Source organism: Enterococcus sp. 12C11_DIV0727 (genome assembly GCF_002148425.2).
GTDB classification, from domain to species: Bacteria; Bacillota; Bacilli; order Lactobacillales; family Enterococcaceae; genus Enterococcus_L; species Enterococcus_L lemimoniae.
Genome location: NZ_CP147248.1, coordinates 1,952,739 through 1,970,385, shown reverse-complemented (window position 1 = coordinate 1,970,385; position 17,647 = coordinate 1,952,739). Strand labels below are relative to the sequence as shown.

At 33.7% G+C, this 17,647-nt stretch carries 14 protein-coding genes and 1 pseudogene; 5 read left to right on the top strand and 10 right to left on the bottom strand.

Annotated features, from left to right (window positions below; all coding sequences use genetic code 11):
• Positions 1-103: 103 nt before the first annotated feature.
• On the bottom strand, positions 104-1,036 hold the full coding sequence (locus A5866_RS09435) for a helix-turn-helix transcriptional regulator (RefSeq protein WP_339099658.1): 933 nt from the start codon (positions 1,034-1,036) through the stop codon (positions 104-106).
• Positions 1,037-1,954: 918 nt separating this feature from the next.
• On the opposite strand from A5866_RS09435, the gene A5866_RS09430 reads away from it, so the two are divergent.
• From A5866_RS09430 to A5866_RS09410, 5 genes are all read left to right on the top strand, one after another.
• A complete protein-coding gene (locus A5866_RS09430) occupies positions 1,955-2,233 on the top strand; it encodes a hypothetical protein (protein WP_086443697.1) in 279 nt (92 codons plus the stop codon).
• Positions 2,230-2,595 carry a hypothetical protein gene (locus tag A5866_RS09425; RefSeq protein ID WP_086443698.1) on the top strand — a complete coding sequence of 122 codons (366 nt, stop codon included), beginning with the start codon at positions 2,230-2,232 and terminating at the stop codon, positions 2,593-2,595. The genes A5866_RS09430 and A5866_RS09425 overlap by 4 nt, the downstream gene beginning before the upstream one ends.
• Complete coding sequence (locus tag A5866_RS09420; RefSeq protein ID WP_086443699.1) at positions 2,589-4,250, top strand: DNA/RNA non-specific endonuclease; 1,662 nt, start codon at positions 2,589-2,591, stop codon at positions 4,248-4,250. Before A5866_RS09425 ends, A5866_RS09420 begins: the two co-directional genes overlap by 7 nt.
• A gap of 24 nt (positions 4,251-4,274) precedes the next feature.
• Positions 4,275-4,628, top strand: coding sequence for a hypothetical protein (locus A5866_RS09415; RefSeq protein ID WP_086443700.1), 354 nt, complete (start codon positions 4,275-4,277; stop codon positions 4,626-4,628).
• Between the two features lie 416 nt (positions 4,629-5,044).
• The gene (locus A5866_RS09410) at positions 5,045-5,962 is read left to right on the top strand and encodes a hypothetical protein (RefSeq protein ID WP_339099657.1); all 918 of its coding nucleotides are present in this window, start codon (positions 5,045-5,047) and stop codon (positions 5,960-5,962) included.
• A gap of 187 nt (positions 5,963-6,149) precedes the next feature.
• On the opposite strand, the gene A5866_RS09405 is transcribed toward A5866_RS09410, so the two are convergent.
• The 9 genes and pseudogenes from A5866_RS09405 to A5866_RS09365 form a co-directional block, all read right to left on the bottom strand.
• Positions 6,150-7,306 (bottom strand): IS3 family transposase gene (locus A5866_RS09405; RefSeq protein WP_339099656.1). Its coding sequence is split into 2 segments (ribosomal slippage): positions 6,150-7,048 and positions 7,048-7,306, totalling 1,158 coding nucleotides; the frame shifts between segments, so codons are not numbered across the junction.
• 71 nt (positions 7,307-7,377) lie between these two features.
• A pseudogene (locus A5866_RS09400) lies at positions 7,378-9,408 on the bottom strand (ATP-binding protein); the annotation flags it as partial.
• The gene (locus A5866_RS09395) at positions 9,392-9,787 is read right to left on the bottom strand and encodes a conjugal transfer protein (protein WP_086443702.1); all 396 of its coding nucleotides are present in this window, start codon (positions 9,785-9,787) and stop codon (positions 9,392-9,394) included. The gene A5866_RS09395 and the pseudogene A5866_RS09400, both read right to left, overlap by 17 nt.
• Before the next feature lie 214 nt (positions 9,788-10,001).
• Entirely contained in the window at positions 10,002-13,694 is a 3,693-nt protein-coding gene (locus A5866_RS09390; protein ID WP_339099655.1) for an ATP-binding protein, read from the bottom strand.
• 121 nt (positions 13,695-13,815) lie between these two features.
• Positions 13,816-14,313, bottom strand: coding sequence for an antirestriction protein ArdA (locus A5866_RS09385; RefSeq protein ID WP_086443703.1), 498 nt, complete (start codon positions 14,311-14,313; stop codon positions 13,816-13,818).
• Between the two features lie 11 nt (positions 14,314-14,324).
• Positions 14,325-14,546 (bottom strand): hypothetical protein, encoded by a 222-nt coding sequence (locus tag A5866_RS09380; protein WP_086443704.1) that lies wholly within the window; start codon positions 14,544-14,546, stop codon positions 14,325-14,327.
• Positions 14,543-14,827 (bottom strand): hypothetical protein, encoded by a 285-nt coding sequence (locus A5866_RS09375; protein WP_086443705.1) that lies wholly within the window; start codon positions 14,825-14,827, stop codon positions 14,543-14,545. The genes A5866_RS09380 and A5866_RS09375 overlap by 4 nt, the downstream gene beginning before the upstream one ends.
• Positions 14,824-16,014 (bottom strand): MobT family relaxase, encoded by a 1,191-nt coding sequence (gene mobT / locus A5866_RS09370; protein WP_086443706.1) that lies wholly within the window; start codon positions 16,012-16,014, stop codon positions 14,824-14,826. The genes A5866_RS09375 and mobT overlap by 4 nt, the downstream gene beginning before the upstream one ends.
• A 183-nt stretch (positions 16,015-16,197) precedes the next feature.
• The gene (locus tag A5866_RS09365; RefSeq protein ID WP_086445496.1) at positions 16,198-17,586 is read right to left on the bottom strand and encodes an FtsK/SpoIIIE domain-containing protein; all 1,389 of its coding nucleotides are present in this window, start codon (positions 17,584-17,586) and stop codon (positions 16,198-16,200) included.
• Positions 17,587-17,647: the final 61 nt, after the last annotated feature.

Sequence of the window (17,647 nt, the reverse complement as noted above, 5' to 3'; positions counted from 1 at the left end):
CAATTATTAAGTAAAATAGCAAAAATTAATTCCATTTTTTTTAGCATGTGTTCAAAAGTAAAGATAATTTTAATTAGTTAAAATTAAATGTTATTACGTATAGTTACTCTGTTCTCATGTTGACGGGTTTTAATTCTTTTTTTTGTGTTTTTCTTTGTGTTTCAAAAGCTAGTTTTTTTACTTCATCTTTTAAAATCTCTGCAAAATCAGAATCATTTGTATTTTCAAGAAGAACAATAAATGTATAGACTTTATTTAGATAAGTAATGTTTCCAGTAACAAGGTAGTTTAGTAAATCTTCAAGATAGCCTAACGAAAAATAGAACAGAAAATTTCTAGGGTTAATTTGTTGTTGTTTTCCTAATTTAATGTAATAGAGGGCTTGTTTGTAATCTCTTTCATGAAGAGAAGCTGTAACAGCGTTATTAAAAGCTAACGAAGCAATATTAATTACTTTTTCATCGCGAGTTTCTAAATTTTCGATTGGAAACATTTTATCTAAGAGAAAACTGATTTTTTCTTGTGGGAAAAGAATGATTGTATTAGAAACTAGTCGATATTCATAATAAGTATAGTAACCATTTTTTCTATTTTTTATCATAGTAAATATTAAATGTAAATCGTATTTTGAAATAGGTTCTATTTCAACGACTATATTATGACACAGTGCTTTTATATCACAGAATAAACAAAGCTCAGATACTGTTTTAGTTTCAATATTATTTAAATAAAAATAATCATTTAGTAATTGTGCTTTATCTTCATCATCTAGTTCAAATTTTTTTCTTGAATAGCTTGACAGGTGAGAATCAATTGTTTTAATTTGATTTTCTTTATAATTTGTAACTAAAGTAAAAAATTCTGATGGGGTCACTTGTAAGGTGTTTAGTGCTTCGAAAAGTTCATCAACAGAAATTTTTCGCCGACCAGTTTCAATCCGATTATAAATTTGGTGATCGGCTGTAGAAGGGAGCATATCTCTTTGTTTAATTTTTTTTGAAATTCTTATAAATTTCAAAGTTTCATATACATTCATGTTATATTGCTCCTTTTCTAAATGATTAGAATTGTATCGTATATGTTGTTTCTCAGGGGATCTACAGTAAAAAAACAAAAATAAAACGTTAAATTATATGAATATAACACTTTTAGATTATTATTATTGCAATCAGAATAGAACATGATAAACTAATTATAAGAAATATTTCTTTAAAGGTATAAGATGTTTTAGAATTCTATATTGCAAATAGAAAAGATTTAGTGATTCAGTCATAAAAATGTATAAAATGAAAAGCGCAGATTTAAGGTTGCAACCTTGAATGTTTATTTTTGACATTCACTATTTATTTAATAATAAATAACTATCCATCTAATTAATCATAATGAAAAGAAAGCAGTGAGTCATAATTAAATCTTGGGGAAGAGTAAAAATGTACACCACTTTCTACTTACTATTTTAGAGTATTCAAGACAATTTGTAAACAGTTTCAATGATTAGTGGATGGATAGCTATTTGTTTAAAAGACCATTAAGTATTTTTTTGTATGCAAATTAAAAAAAAGATTGAACTTATTATTCTATATGCTATTCTTATAATAGAAGCCACTTTTTATTACATTAGTAAGAAAGGGGAGAATAATAATGTTCTTATTTGATATTTTTGCTTGGGCTGTAGGGAACTAAAAAAGTATTTCTAATTGTTGAATGAAATAATAATCATTGTGAGGGACGTGTTTGGTTCCTCTTTTTTGACAATACAAATATATTTATTTTATATTTCCATATTTTAGCAACTGCTATTATTAGTTTACTTATTTAGATTATTTTTAAAATAAAGCGTTCAACTAGAAAGGTTCTAACAGTTCATAAGGAATAGGGAGATAGTTGAAATTACATAATTTTTATAGTGAACAAAATTCAGAATATAAAAAATTATAAATGAAGGAGTTTTTTTATGGTTGGGAAAATAGCATCAAGTACAGCAGCAGCTCAAAATGCTGTAACTAAATTAACTGGAAAAAATGTAGATTTATCTAAAAAGGCAATCAGTTTTTCAGGAAGTACGGTATCAAGTATGACAGACGGATTGACAATTGCCAATCAAATTGTAGGTGAAGTGAGTAATCTTGCAGAGTGTGTCTGGTCTCAAGCAGAAAAGTTCCCTCAAATTGCAGAAATGATGGAGTATCAAGATCGTCAAGCTGCTCACCAAATGGGGGGGGTCGTATATTGACAAAGGATAAGCAAAAAATAGAAGATGATAAAATTGTATTAACCAAGCAAATTAAAGAAAATGAGCAAATTTCAGAGGATTTGAAGAGAGAACAACGGAAGTGGCAGGAACAGTTAGAAGAAAGTAGTTGGCAATTGAAACAACAGACTGATCGAATTACTTCATTATATCAAGAACTTGCTCACTTTGGAGATAAAACTGCTCATTATAACCAAGAGGAAATTCAGGATATTTATAGAAATGTTCAATCCGTCTTACGTTCTCAGGAAGAAACGGTAGAATCTGCTTATAGAAAATCGAGTAGACAATTAGAGGATACTAACGAACGTTTGTATAAAGAGCGAGGGGCGTTAGAATGGTAAAATATATAAGTGCAGATTCAATAGCCTTGATTCAAGGGTTAACAACGAATATCACTATTGCGAAAGGTGTTACAGGACAACTAAAGTCAGGTAGTCAACATTTGATTCAGTCAGTAGATGGTGAACAGCTATCTGGGGCTGCGTATACAGCAGGGAAAGGCTTATTTCAAGACTTGATTCTTCCAACCGTTGAACGTGTAGATAATGCAGTTGATGCAATAAAAGAAGAACTCAGCAGTTATCAAGCAGCGGACGGATTAGTGAATAAATGGGCTGTTATTGATGAACAGGTGCAAAATGAATTAATTCAATCATTTCAACGCCAAATTTCAGTGATTAATTTTCAAATTCAATGCTCAAATAAATTAGGATTGCTTGGGAAATTGGCTAAAGGAGCTTTAGAAGCTTTAGTCCATGATAACCAACGATTAGAACAGGCACGTTCAAATTTAGAAGATAAAATAAGAGAAGAGCAAGAAAAATTAGAAGCATTAGCCAATTTTCAGTCAGAAACAAATGGTTTATTTCGTGATTCATTGACTCAGTTAAAGATTGGTATGCAAGCTATAGAAGTGCTAGGATTAATGACGGTGAATCCAGAAACAGGAGCTTACGCTTTTCCTGATGGGTTTGATTCTTCTTGGGTAACATCTGTTAAATCAACAAGCGTAACTACAACAAGAAAACAGGTCGCTTTAGAAAATGGTATGGATGAACTCCAGTTACCAAAAGCAGCTCGGAAATATTATCAAGAAATTATGAAAGAGGCATTGAAAAATGTTCCTGCTGATCAATGGGCAGCAGCTATTAATGAGTTGAATCAGTTATTGATGTTTGATAATGAAGGAAACATATTGAGAGTGTTACCTGTGAATATGGGTGCAGGTGATGGAGTCATTATTTTAAAGAATGGTGTAAATGATGCAGAATTAACCGCTCAAGCTAACAAAGAATTGAATGCTCAACAAAGAGAACTTTTAAATCAATCTCTGTTACAATTAGCTACGGGAGTAACTACAGCACTTGGAGGATTAGGGATAACTGGACTAAGTTTAGGTGGAACTTATTTTTCTGGAGGAACACTTGCCTTAACAGGCATCACACAAGCAGGAGTCGTAGCAGGTACAGCAACTACAGGAGCGGGTGTGGCAATTGTTTCGGATGCTATTAGTAAGATGGGTGTTGCTAGTTCGACAGTTAACTATAGTTTCGCAAATAATTATAATCAGTACCATAAAGATTTGAAGCCGAATAATAAGTATAAGGCAGGGGAACATGATTATAACTATAAAACTGATGATTTAGGTCGGTTGGAAAAAGCAGGTCCTGATGAATTAAAACCCAAAACTCATGATGGAAGACTTCCACATAATCCTAATACACCTGGTAAATTGCCAGGAGATCATGCAGGGCATGCCTTCGGAGATAGGTTTGGCGGGTCTCCAGAATTGAATAATTTATTTTCACAGTCAAGTAAAGCAAACTTGAGTGATTTTAAAAAAATTGAAAATTCTTGGGCAAAGGCACTAAATCAAGGTAAGAAAGTTATAGCAGAAGTTAAGGCCAATTATAGTGGAAATTCTCCACGACCTGTTTCTTTTGAAGTTAAGTGGAGTATTGATGGGATAGATTTTTCTAAAATTATAGGAAATTAAATGTACAAAGTGGAGGCTAAAAAAATGAAAAATATTAAAACTGTGATTTTAGATAAATATCGAAACAAACAGAACTATGAAGAATTAGAAAATGGAATTTATAAGGATTTGAAAAATAAAAGATATGTTATTACATTGCGCTTTGAGATTGAGAATAATGAAAACTCGCAGTATCCTTTAGAAGATATTTTAGATAAATATTATGTGAACTGCACAAGTCACATTGTTGAAGATGGCAATTATCTGGAAGTTGAGCTTGAAGATGGCAATGATGATAATTTTGAAAGTTTTGATACAATTAAAGAAATTGCTTCTTTAGAAGGTAAAAGAGTATACAATAAAGAGGATGATGGATACATAAAATTAGTTATAGAATAGTCATCCTAAAGAACAATAAGCTTTAAATATTTTAAATAAGAAAACCTTGCTAAGAAAAATCTTGGCAGGTTTTTTGGCAGGGAACCATATTAAATTAAGTAGTTTTTATCCATTTTACTTGATAAGAAATGCTGATAAATAGGCGTTCTCAATTCAATTTAGGTTAGCCTTTTATTCCCACTCAAGAAGAGAACAATATGTTTTGAAGTATAAACACTGATTTTAAAGTGTTTTGAGTATGTCCCAATAAAGTAGAATTTTATGAATTTCTTTGGGATGCTATCATTTTGCTATCAACTTATATATTAAGTTGTTGATTTTAGGTACAATTAAGGTGGTGCTTAAAGATGTGTAAAATATTGGGAAATTATCTTTGTTAGTAAAAATAGAAAGTTAAAATGAGAGGGAAATATGTTATGGGGAAAATAATACAATTTATTCACGGTGGGAAAGATAACTCAGAAGTTGTTGAAGGTGTTGCAAATTGGACTAAACTGAAGAGCAATCATAATAGAAAACTTTTGAAATATAGAGGTAACTATATTAGCAATCTTAAAAATTTGGAAGCCAAAATCGAATCGGGGAAAGATAAGGAGTTGCTTTTTTGGGCAGAGTGGGAGCCGCCTACCAGCGTGGAGCGTGTGTCTAGGTCAAGAAACCAAATTTTTTCTGGTGATCAAAATAGGGATAAAATTAAATACTTGCATACCCCTACACCAGTTCCAAAAATAAAAAAAACTAATTGTAAATATCAAAATACAGACCCTTATGTATTAGGTAAGCGATTTTTTTATTCTAATTGTTTACAAAAGACAAAAGGAAAAGGGATAGGTTTACATGATTTAAACAGAGGAGATATAATATTATTTGGAAGTAGGCATAGTGAAAAATTTTATGTAGATACTGTGTTTGTTGTCGGAAATCGTGAATGTGTGTATACAAAAAAAGATATAGGGAAGAGGATTGAAGCGACTTCAGGTGTATTTAAAACAACTGTAACTGATAGGGTTCTATCTATATCAGACAGAGATAGCAAATGGACATTATACAGTGCTGCGATGTTTAATGATTCTAATGAAGACATTAATAATATGTTTAGTTTTTTTCCGTGTCGATTGGCGGATTCTGCTCAGAATTTTTCTGACATAAAATTAGATTTTAATGATGAGAAATTTGAATTAACCTCTAATTTATCTCAATCATTTAAAGTGATTAAGAAAGAAAACATGTTTGATTATTGGCAAACTATGGTAGAAGAGACTTTTAGACAAAATTTATTACTGGGCTGGTGCTCTGATGAACCTCCTCTATCTGATGATCTTAAATACTTGTAATTAGAACATGATGGGATTTTATTTTTAGGAAGCCTTAATTCATTATGGATAAAATGGTAATAAGAAATTTATGAAAAAATACAAACATGGAGAATGTATAGAGATTTTGTTTGAAAAATATTGAGTAGGAAATAAGGTATCATAAATGGATAAATATCAATAAAGTAGACACAAAAAGAGCAAGTACTTAGTGAGAATCAAAGTATTTATCCTCCATTTCATTTGGTGTAAGCATATCTAAGGTTCCATGAGGGCGCTGCGAGTTGTAGAATCCCTCAATATATTCAAAGCAAGCAAGATGGACTTCTTGAAGAGAAGAAAAGGTTCTTCTGTTGAGTTCTTCTTTCTTCATGTATTTGAAGAAAGCTTCTGTTACAGCGTTGTCCCAAGGATAACCAGGTTTCGATAAGGATTGGACAATAGAATGATTTTCTAAAAACTTTCTGAATTCAAATGAAGTATATTGGGAACCTTGATCAGTGTGAAAAAGAACAGAAGCCGTAGGCTTTCTGACTTGAATTGCTTTTTCAATTGTTGTAATAGCTAAAGTAGTATCTATCTTTTTACTGACAGTCCAAGCAATGACTTTTCTAGAAAATAAATCTAAAATCACGCAAAGATAAACAAACGATTTTTTCCCAATAGGAATATAAGAAAAGTCGCTGGTCCACACTTGGTTTGGTGCAGGTGGGTTAAATGCTTGCTTCAAATGATTTGGGCGCTTCAAAGAAACCTGACCTGTAGTCGGTTTAAAGACAGGTTTTACTGTAGACATTTTAGGTAAGTTCATGGAGCTCATTAGTCGATAAACGCGACCAATACTAATAGAAATGCCATAGTCACGTATAAGCATACGTCTTACTTTTGCAGGGCCTATTCGTTTTTTAGAGAGTATATAGATTTCTAAGATCGTCTTTCTTAACTGTTGATTTTCTGCTGTTCTAGGGGCAATTTTTCCAGAAAAACGTTTGTAGTAAGTCGAACGATTAACCTTAAGAACCCTGCAAAGCGTAACAACAGAGTGTTCATGACGTAAAATACGAATCGCATTTAGTCGTTCGTTGAGTGTGGCGTGAATATGGCAATCGCTTTTTTTAAGATTAAATTTTCTTCTTCTAGCTGAAGGTTTCGTTTCTGTAATTGCTTGATCTGTCGAGCCGTGAGGATCGTATCATCATCAATTTGGACTTCAGAATATTGCTTCACCCAGCGAGCCACAGAGGAGAGGGCGATTCCATATTCACTAGCTAAAGCATTTTGTGATTTACCGCCTTGATAGAGTTTTACGATTGATTTTTTAAACTCTTCGTCAAATTTTCGTGGAGATTTACGTTTGTCTACCATAATCAAAATTCCTTTCTTAAAAGATGTCTAATTAATTAATAGTATAGCAAAAAAAATGTCTACTTTATTAGCATATATGCAAAGGCAAAGGTACTAATCACAATCAGCATTGCCACACTCAATAGTTCCATGGTGGTGTATTCTTCAAAGCCTGTTTCTGCGTCTGGGAGCACAAGGTCAGCCACTTGAATAATATTGAGTTGTTTATCTAAGCTAATAGACTGATTGACATAACCATCACTAAAAAGCAGATGGGCAAAGTCATAGTCCACAAAACTTTCGATATGGTCAGCAATATTATGACTAATCGCTGTATCTTCATTTCGCAGTTCATCAATGACCAGAAGGAGACCACGGTGCTTGCTTTGCGTCACACTACGAATCGCTTTTCTCAACACTGGAAACTTTTCACTGTCTCGTGATGAAATCCCCGTTAAGAAGGTGAGAATATCAATGGCTAGACTTTCAGAATCCTTTGGCTTCTTGAGAATCACATAAGGGTCTAAAAGTCCTTTGTTTTCTTCCTCGCTGGTCAGATTCACGATATTGATTTCGTGAGCAATTTCTGGCAGAGTTTCCTTCCATCTACCACGTTCGGCTTTTGGGTCAACAATCACTGCTTGACCACCAAAGAGAACGGCATAGTAAACGAGCATATTGTTACTAAAGGATTTCCCGCCACCGAGTGAGCCAATAAAGGCAGAAGCTAAAGCATTAGTAATCGAACCTTTCACCCCTTGACTAGCCAAACTTGGCTTGAGGTAGACATTGCGTCCAGTGTCTAGGTTATAACCAACATAGATTCCCTCGTTTTCTCCCAGCATTTGTGTAGCACCAAATCCCAGACCAGCTAAGAAGTCCGAAGTCACGTATTGAATATAGTCATTGATGTAACGTTTACTAGCAGGGATAAATTCACTGTGAAGTCCTAGCATATCACCGAAGGGACGCACGAGTTTGATGGATAAGTCGTCGTAGAAGTCTTTGACTTCATCACACCGTCTTTTCAACTCGTCGAGATCCTTCGCTGACACTCGAATCACATAGCTGAGTTTATACATGGATTCTTTGCTTTGGTCTAAACTGGTCTCTAGTTCATTAACGGAATCTAAGGCTTCTACCACATTGTTGGAGGTCTCATTGTCACTTTCCCATGCATGATTATCTAAATCTTTCAGTTCTTTCTTTTTATTGCGCACCGTAGAGAGGGCTTTTTTGTTGGCAACAATTTCCACGTTCATACTGGTGTCGATTGGAAAAGAAAACTGTTGTTGCTGGTAGTAGAAGATTTCACTGCTGGGAAAGTCCAACTCTCCTACAATGGAGTTAATCGTAAAGTAGGCAACAAACGTTGTTTCTTCCTCGGTTTGGATTTTCAAGTAGCGTTGTTTTTCTTCAATCAGTGAGCGAGTCGGTTTTAAGATATCAAAGTGTTTCACGAAGACTTCTTTATCGGTGTATTTCTTTGGCAGATGATAGTCATAGTCTTCATAAGGTATACCAGTATGACCATAGAGGTGTTCAATGATATAGCCAAAGTCGTTCTTCTCCAGTTTGCGAATCTTGAAACGTCTGGAGAGTTTACTTTCTAAAAGCTGTTCCATTTTGGCAAATCGTTGAATCTCACCATCACTCATAGAGACAAAGTCCCCCATCAGCTTATGATTAACCCCACCAATAAAATCTTGAATGGCATTGAGTAGTTCCTGCTTAATGTTTTTGACCGAAACTTCCTGCTCATTGAGTAACAGTTTGAAGCCAATAAAAAAACGATAGTCTACTTGATTGTCGCCAATCATGTCTACTAACGCTTTGGTCTGTTCATCTATTTTTTGATAGGCTATCTCTTTTAACTTACCAGTTATTTCTTTCTTTGAGCGTTCCTGTGTGGCTCGAATGCTGGATTCTGTGGCAAGTTGCAAAGCATGGATTTTCCCATCACGGTTTTGCGCCACCAGCTGTCGAAAGTTATCATGGACTTGAAACTTTTCTTCTGGGCTTAAAAAGCTGTAGTTATAGGGTATCAACTCATAATAGGCGAAGCATTCGCTATCATGATTGAATACCAGGTTATTTTCAATATACTTAATTGGATATGCCATGTATTAATTCACTCCTTACTATGGTGATTGGTTCATTCATATGCGACATGCCAAGTTTGACTGGCTTTCCTGCATAGGTGGTCTTTGATCTTACTGCGTAAGAACAGACCGACTTTAGAAAGCCATAAGGTTTCTTGCCATCAAAAGTCTTCTGGCTCATAAACCACGTTAGACCCACAGGAATTCCTACATACTTGAGCAACGCTCCCTCAATCATGGAGAGTGGAGGGAGGTTGCCAAATAGTATCACCGTCAAGAGTGATACGACAAACCATGTCATTTGAGTGAAAGTAATCGGAAAAGGCAGTTGTAGGTCGTTAATCGCATAGATGACTTTCTCCACTGACCAGATACTGGTATAGCTTCTTATTTTTTTCAAATACTTACGTCCTTTCTTGAAAATAGAAAAAGAGCAAACCTTTTGAGGGGATTGCTCTCTGCTTGTTATTTTTTAATTACTATTTAATTCTAATAAACATCTATTTGATATAGATATCTTTTCGTCGTTTGTATTAAAAGGAATAAACTCTTCTGGTGTATCATTTAAACTATTTCAAGTTTTTATTGAAACTAAAATATCTATTTTTTGAAAGTTATGGATTCAGATAATCATCTTGATATTCTCTAAGTAAAGTTTCTTTTTTCTTATTTTCAAGAAAATTGATTCTCTCACCAATACTATTCTTATGTTCTATAAATTCTATTCCTTTTAGGAAGTTCTGAGCAAGTAACTTTTTCCAAAAATTAACCTCTCCCTCAATAATCGGCACGTAACTACCACTCCAAGAATGGGAAGAAGGATTAAGTGACAACTTCATAAAATCATTATAGTTCTTATTACAACTTAGAAACTTCTCAATATATTGGATTTTATCCTCATCATTTTGATTGTTAACGAATACAGAAAAAATATTTTGAACCTCTTCAAAATTATCTGAGTGTTTACTAATAAAATTAAGTACCCATGTCTTAATATGATTATTTCTTATCGAATCTTGTCCTATATCTACTGGAAAAATGGTCTCGTGCTTACCGAAGCTGAAATAGAAATTGTATGAAGGAGCAACAATATTCTCGTATGCAACATCTATTAGTTCATTATAGTTATCTAATATCCAGATTTGCTTAAATATTTCTTTGTCATAATTATTATGAAAACTACTCATATCCACTTGTTTTGTATAGACTACCCAAAATGCAAGGTCTAATTTTATGATTTCTGACAAAATTAGACCCTGGTAATCAAATTGAAGTGAAAAGTACATTTTTTCAAGAATAACTATGTTTTTAGAAAATACCTCGACCAATTCTTTTGGTCTATTATGAAATTCCAACAGAAATGATTGAGCAATATTCTGATTGCTTTCTGAAATAACAGCAATTAACTCACTTACTTTCTGAACTATTAATTTATCTACATTTTGAAACTTCAATAAATCAGAGAATCTCGGAATGCTAGGGTTTTGATTTTTCCCCTCTGAATTAATGTGCTCAATTAGAAGAGCTATCTGATTTTCAGAAACCATTTCCTTAGGCAGACATGTCCACATAGTGTTAATCCAAATATTTCTATTTGGAAAATCAAACTGACTTATAAGGTTAAATGTTTCATCAAATCCTTGTGAATTAAGTAAATCAATAACAATAACAGATAAGCTTCCAGAAAATGGTGCATCAAATGAAAAATACAATTTTAAAATATCAGGCAATATTTCACTATCAACATTTCTTACTAAAATTGAAAGATTTTCCCCGATTGAATAGGTCTCTATAAACTTATTTTTTTGTTCTATTTTTTTTGCAACAGAAAATAACTGCTTATAATCTTCCAAAGTAAAATCCTTAGATTCACTTTTTATTCGTTCAATTCTTTTTTCAGTATTTTCGGAGAGTCTTTCAAGTCTATCATTAGAAGCAATTACTTCATAATAACAATATTCTCTATTATCTTTATACCCCATGAAACCTTCATCAATATTTACTTCGAAGTGCACTGAAAACTCAACTAATTTACTCAAAGTCAAGCACTGTTCAAAAGTGAGTTCTTCCCAACTGTCAACAAAAAACTTTTTCACTTCTTGCATATCATATTCAAAGATTGGAATTATATAATCTTCAAACCCTCTCCAATGATTCCCAACTAACGTTTTCAAAACTTTGTTTTGATACGGGGATTCTTTATACAGTTCTGACAAAATTTTCCAACATAGACTTCTTAATTGTTTTGTCCCCTCAGATAAATTGATAGACATATGAGAAAAACTTATGGAATTTGGAGAATCCCCATCCTCAGTAATTTCATGTGAACAAGCCAAAAGTTCATCAACAACTTTAAATATCAAAAAATCAAAATTATTATCTCCTATTTCTCTCAAACTCCAAAGTTTCTCAAGTAATACATACTCTTTTTCGTAATCTAAATGATAGGAACTCCGATCATAAGTTAAACTGCTAAAAGAGAAATAAATGTCCATAAACCAATCAGGACGTTTATTCAGCACCTCAACAAGTAATTCGATTGCCTCTTGAAAGCAACTAGTATTTTTATAACCTGATAGAATTGATACTTCTTTTGAATTTATTGTATTATAATTTGATTTACTATTAAAATATTCATCTGAGATTTCAAAATTAACCTGAGAAAATCCATCAATTTTTTTCTTTAAAATTGCAAGAGATTTAAGAGGATTAAGACGATAAAAAGATTCAAGATATAAGTCTTGCTCATTCTCTGTGGCTACATTCCATTGAGATAATATTTCTTTTGATACGTATTCTTGAGTTTTTTCTGACGAGAAAATATTAACCAAAGTATTTATTGCAGAAACTATCTGCTTACGATTTTTAACTAAACCTATTTCTAAAAGACGTGAAATACTTATTATTTTTTTTTCTATCAAAGAATATTCCAAAATGTAATCCTTGAAACTTTGGTCATTAACCTTTATAACTTCTTCAAGGTAAAAGTCAACTAGTTCATTTTGATGAAATAGCAAACCGATTTCTCTGAACTCTTTCCAATCTATTCCAAATTCTTCAAGCAATTTTGTCGCAAAATCCGTTTCATTCATTTTGACTGTTCCTAACAATGAAATTATAAATAACACCTTCACATAATTTAATTCAACAAATCGTTCCTCAAAAATTTTACCATAATATGCCTTAAAAATCCCTGTAGGATTATTAACGGAATTTATATCGTTAATAGCAGATTTTCCAGCAAAAATAGCTAGCCTTATATTTCCTTTTGAAATTTTCACTATTCTATCTTGATAGTCTCTATTCTTTATTTCTAGGCATTCTTCAAGAATTGTTCGTACTTCTTCAACACTCAAGCTTGATATTCGTTTTTCATGAAAATAAGTGAATTCATTTAATAGACCACTTATTTTCCCTTTTTCATAGTCTCGAACAGTGGCAACTAATTTAATTTCTTTTAAATCAGAAGAGCTCTGTATAAACCCAATTATTGCCCTAACATCTGTGGTAACATTTATATCATCTAAGAAAAATAAGAATCTTCCTGGTTCTGAGGCAGACATGGTGAAATCATCATACAATGATTGTCCATTGCTCTTCACACAAAACACTTGATAACCTTTGCTTTCAAAACTTCTACAAACTTCAAGTACTAATCTAGTCTTACCTACACCAGAAGCACCACTAACTAAAACTGAGTCATTTTTTTTAATTTGATTCACTAGTTCTGTAAAATCATTCTCGCGAAATTTAAACTCAATATCAAGTGGTGCTGACATCCCCCCTTTATCATAAGATTTTACAAAATCACTAATAGAAAAAATTTGTCCTGAATCAATCTTTATATTAAGAAAGTCTTTGGCAATCGCTTGATAAGTTGGAGTATTCAAATCTTGAACGATTGTATCTAATCCAATCAGCTCAACTTTGACATCTCCACCTAGTTGTCGGAATTTTTTATCTTCTATAGTCGTAATGTTTGTTGACGTATGACAAATTATTATTCTTTTAATATCAACATACGGCACCATTTTAACATTTCCATTTAGACAATTTTTAATATCTTCTTCGATTTTACTTTTATAAGATTTTTGATGTCCATACATTATAAAAGTGTAAGTACCATCTTCATGATGAACATAACTATCTGGTACGCCAATCGTTGTTTTATTGGTTCCTTCTTGAGATCCGAGTGAATGAATATTTTTTAGTTGATACTTTTTATAAAGATACGCATCACAAAGTCCTTGAAAAGCTCCACCTTCAAGTTCAATAATTTTATTTTGAAGTAAGTTAATACGTGTCATAAGCTATCCTCCAATTCTACCCGTTTACTACTATGTCTTCCCGCATAAAGAATTTAACACACTTTTATTATCTTACATTTTCAAGAAAGACACAATGAATTCTAATAGTAATATACAATGGCTAATTGACATATTCAAATACACCATGAGAGGTTACCAGAAAATTTCCATTTATCTCTAAGTCTCTTGCAATAGCTTTGTAATCAAGATAAATCCAAAGCCGTTCTGGTATTTCAACAAAATGTCCCTCTTCTACATATCCATAAGCCACATCTTCCATAGAATCACAATCGCTATAACAGATAATATCGTCTTTGTTTTCCAATAATTCTTCTAAGGAATTAAACCACATGCCTTGAATCTCTTTGAGTTCATCATAAATTGGCGAACCCTCGATTTCTTCCACCATTTCATATAAGCGGTTGATTTCATCAATTGAGGTATATTCACCAATATCAAAGGGTGCTTCATAATCATGTATGGCATATTCTTCGTATTCATCATTCAAACCAATACGTTCTTTCATATCTTCAAAATCAATAGGAGGGGTGAACCAAGCACCGACGAGTTCACCCTCATTGTATTTGCCTAAATTGGCAATATAGACTTGCATTTCCATTGTCTCACCACCTAACTACCAATCAAGCGATTGAAGAGATTAAGAAGCACATCTTTTACACCGCCAGCATTGAAGACTAAACCAACAGCAATCAGTGCCACAATCAAAAAGCCAATCAGTTTTGAGAATTCACGTTTGAATCCCAAATAAAGTCCAATCACCACAATAGCCAGTAACACCAACGATTGCGCATTGCTTAAAAACCAGTTATACAAATTTTGTCCAAAGTTCATAAATTATCATTCCTTTCTTGTAGATAAATTCTTCGGTTAAGTAAATAACGTTTCACACGTTCCACTAATTCTTGTTCTGTCATTTGTTCACCATAGACAGTCACGCTATTAGGGTAACGTGGGTAAAATGTTTGCTTATAGAAATCGTATAAAATATCACTTCCTTTTTGTATGCCTTCAATAATGAGAGACGTGTATTGTCCTGTATCTTGTAAATAAAGTTCCTGCTTAATGCCACAATAGAAACCAAGTTCCTTGAGTGTATGGGTTAGCTCGCTCATAAGATAATATCCTCAGAGGTGTAGAGCTGTTGTTCCAAGATTTTTTCGTGACGATCAGTCAAGCTGGCTTCACGAATCATCATCTCCACCACATCAGTGTCATTGACGGTATCAAGAATAGTGGCAATCTTGAGCGTAGGGGCGACTTGATGACGTAACCAGTTCAAGGTTCTTTTAAAGTCATAAGGTTCTGGTTCGGTGGTTAATCGAAGTTCTCTACGATTGTTACCAATAAAAGACTTCCATCTATAATTGATTTTCCAATCACTGCGACATTTTCCATCTTCTTTATCGGTAAAGAGAATGTAGCGATTTATGATACCAAAAGCGGTTCGCTGTGGATTCCGATTTTGTAATAAATCTTCCAATGCAATTTCCGCCCGTTCATTCTTTAAGCGAATTTCAAAACGATTCTTGATTTCTGCTTCCTCAATAGGTATGCCATTCTTGATGTATTGATCATAATCCTTTTCATAAATGCAAAAATAAACGTCACTTTTTAGCGAACCGATATAAAGGGTATTTCCTATATCTTGCTTTTCATTGCGTCGTTTTAATTCGCCACTTTTATAGTTTTTAAAGTTACGAAAGACAGAGATACATTCTTCTTCATCACACTTATGAGCCAATTCGGCAATTTTTAAAATTCCTGTTTTATCATTGATGGCTAAATCTAGTCGCTTTATCACACCTTCTGCTTTGATACAATCTTGAAAGAAGTTGTACCAACTTCTATGTTGTGCCAATAGAAAATTCTCAAACTGGCGACAACCTTTTCCTTTTAACTCCAACAATACGCCTTTGGAGAGGTCTACAGAGTGCATGACCATAATATCGCCAAAGTGATAATGGTCTTGATAAGAATAGTAGGCATAGTCTTCATGTACCATGTAGTCAATATTCAATCGTAGAATCTCTTGAATCACTTTCACCACATCATCGGTGGGAAATCGAATCCGAACATAGTCGAATATCAATTCAAGAGGTAAATCAGGATTGTAAGCATTCAGCTCATGACTTAATTTCTTCTTAAGAGAATCAGGAGCAATTAGCTTTCCATTTTCAATTCGATTGAGATGTTCTCTTGAGATACCGACATCTGTTGCTATTCTGTTTTGAGAGACACCGTATTTATCCCGTTTTTCTCTAAAGGATTCTTCCCAAGAAAGTTCTTTTTCCAATCGCATTCCTCCAATCAAAAAAGGTGTCACATTTGCCTAAGCATTATCACACCTTGTATAAAATTCATATTTGCCCGTGAGCACTGGACTTCATGATGTTTTTTGTCAGTTTTTTGTCTTTTTTCTACCCCCCTGTTAGATGGACTGGGGGTTGTCAGTTTGGCGTGGCTGTCGCCACACCAAACCACGCTAGTCTGTCCCTGCGCCTTTCGCTTCGCACGGCTCTGGTTCAGCCTGCGTTTTGGTGGTTAATTTTCCAATTCTTTCTAGAAAGTCATACCCTTTAGGTACAAGTGGTGTATAGAACTCACTAATCACACTTGTACCAACATCTACATAGCCACGTCCTTTGATTTGCTCCAAGAAGAAATCTTTGTTGGTCTCGCTAAACATCATGCCGTATCCAAGCTCACTCATTCTTCCAAGGGCTACTCGAAAATTGAACTGGTCACGGATTCCATCACCTAAATATTTTGCGTCAGGACGTTGACAAGCCAGAATTAAAAAGAAGCCTGCTTGTCTTCCTAGCATGACAATCTGTTTCAGCTTAGAAATAACCTCGGTACTATCACGTCCTAACATATCCATAAAGGCGACATACTCATCAAAGATGAGGAAGTTTGCAGGCAGTCCTAAGTAAGCATAGTTTTCACCAGTTTTGTAGTCTGGGTGTTGCTTCATTTCATCACTCCGCACCAGCATAGCTTCATAGAATTGATTCAAACATTCCAACATATCTTCTTTCTTGAAATAAACATTGTCCATCACAGATTCTAAATCTGCAAGGTCACTGTTTTTAGGGTCAAGAATATACAAATTGGCATTGGTCTGAAGGAGGGCTTCAATGATGGTCAAAATGAAAAAAGTCTTTCCGCCACCAGTTCCTCCAGCAATCAACATATGAGGGAGGTTGTCATATTCCCAATAGACAGACTTCATCAGTTTGAGTCGCCCGTGTTCTGCTTTGACTTCCTCAATTCCAATACGATTCGCAATCGTATCATAGAGTAGAGTGTACTCAATATAGGAATCCTTGAGTTCCTTATCGACTAGCTCACAAAATAAGCCAGTCTCCAATTTTTTCTCTAAGTGTAGAAGCTGATCTTGGTATTTACCAAGGGTAACTTCTACACGAATATGAATCAGTCCATTTTTTAGTGAGTAGTACATCTTGGGAAAGTAGCTGATTTTCTCTTTAGTCTTTGAAGATGAGAGGTCTTTAAAGAACCCATCAGATTGCACCTGTTCCGATTCATACCATTTATTTTCCAAAATCATGCGAGCAAGCTTCTGCATGTGTTGGAGTTTTTTAATTGTATCAATGCGATAACGATAGACCCATAAACCAAATAATAAGCAAACAAAAAAGGCAGTGAGAACACTACCTAAGAAGTATGGTGTATAAAGTTGTGAGAGAAGTTTTTCAAAGGGAATAGTCTTCCAATTGATTTGCATAAGTGAATGAAGATGGAAGAACAACATCACAAAAATTCCAATGAATCCAAAGAACTTAAAAGCAGAATGGTAGAGCAAATTAGTATCAGTTGCTTTAATACGTTTTCCTTTTGTTTTGAAAATAGCAGTTCCTCCTTTGTTAAGTAAAGAAAAAAAGTAACGCAATGGTTACTTACTTTGGATA

Coding starts and splice junctions, on each gene's coding strand:
- A5866_RS09430 (WP_086443697.1), top strand. CDS start 1,955: ATGGTTGGGAAAATAGCATCAAGTACAGCAGCAGCTCAAAATGCTGTA.
- A5866_RS09415 (WP_086443700.1), top strand. CDS start 4,275: ATGAAAAATATTAAAACTGTGATTTTAGATAAATATCGAAACAAACAG.
- A5866_RS09435 (WP_339099658.1), bottom strand. CDS start 1,036: ATGAATGTATATGAAACTTTGAAATTTATAAGAATTTCAAAAAAAATT.
- A5866_RS09420 (WP_086443699.1), top strand. CDS start 2,589: ATGGTAAAATATATAAGTGCAGATTCAATAGCCTTGATTCAAGGGTTA.
- A5866_RS09410 (WP_339099657.1), top strand. CDS start 5,045: ATGGGGAAAATAATACAATTTATTCACGGTGGGAAAGATAACTCAGAA.
- A5866_RS09385 (WP_086443703.1), bottom strand. CDS start 14,313: ATGGAAATGCAAGTCTATATTGCCAATTTAGGCAAATACAATGAGGGT.
- A5866_RS09380 (WP_086443704.1), bottom strand. CDS start 14,546: ATGAACTTTGGACAAAATTTGTATAACTGGTTTTTAAGCAATGCGCAA.
- A5866_RS09390 (WP_339099655.1), bottom strand. CDS start 13,694: ATGACACGTATTAACTTACTTCAAAATAAAATTATTGAACTTGAAGGT.
- mobT (WP_086443706.1), bottom strand. CDS start 16,014: ATGCGATTGGAAAAAGAACTTTCTTGGGAAGAATCCTTTAGAGAAAAA.
- A5866_RS09375 (WP_086443705.1), bottom strand. CDS start 14,827: ATGAGCGAGCTAACCCATACACTCAAGGAACTTGGTTTCTATTGTGGC.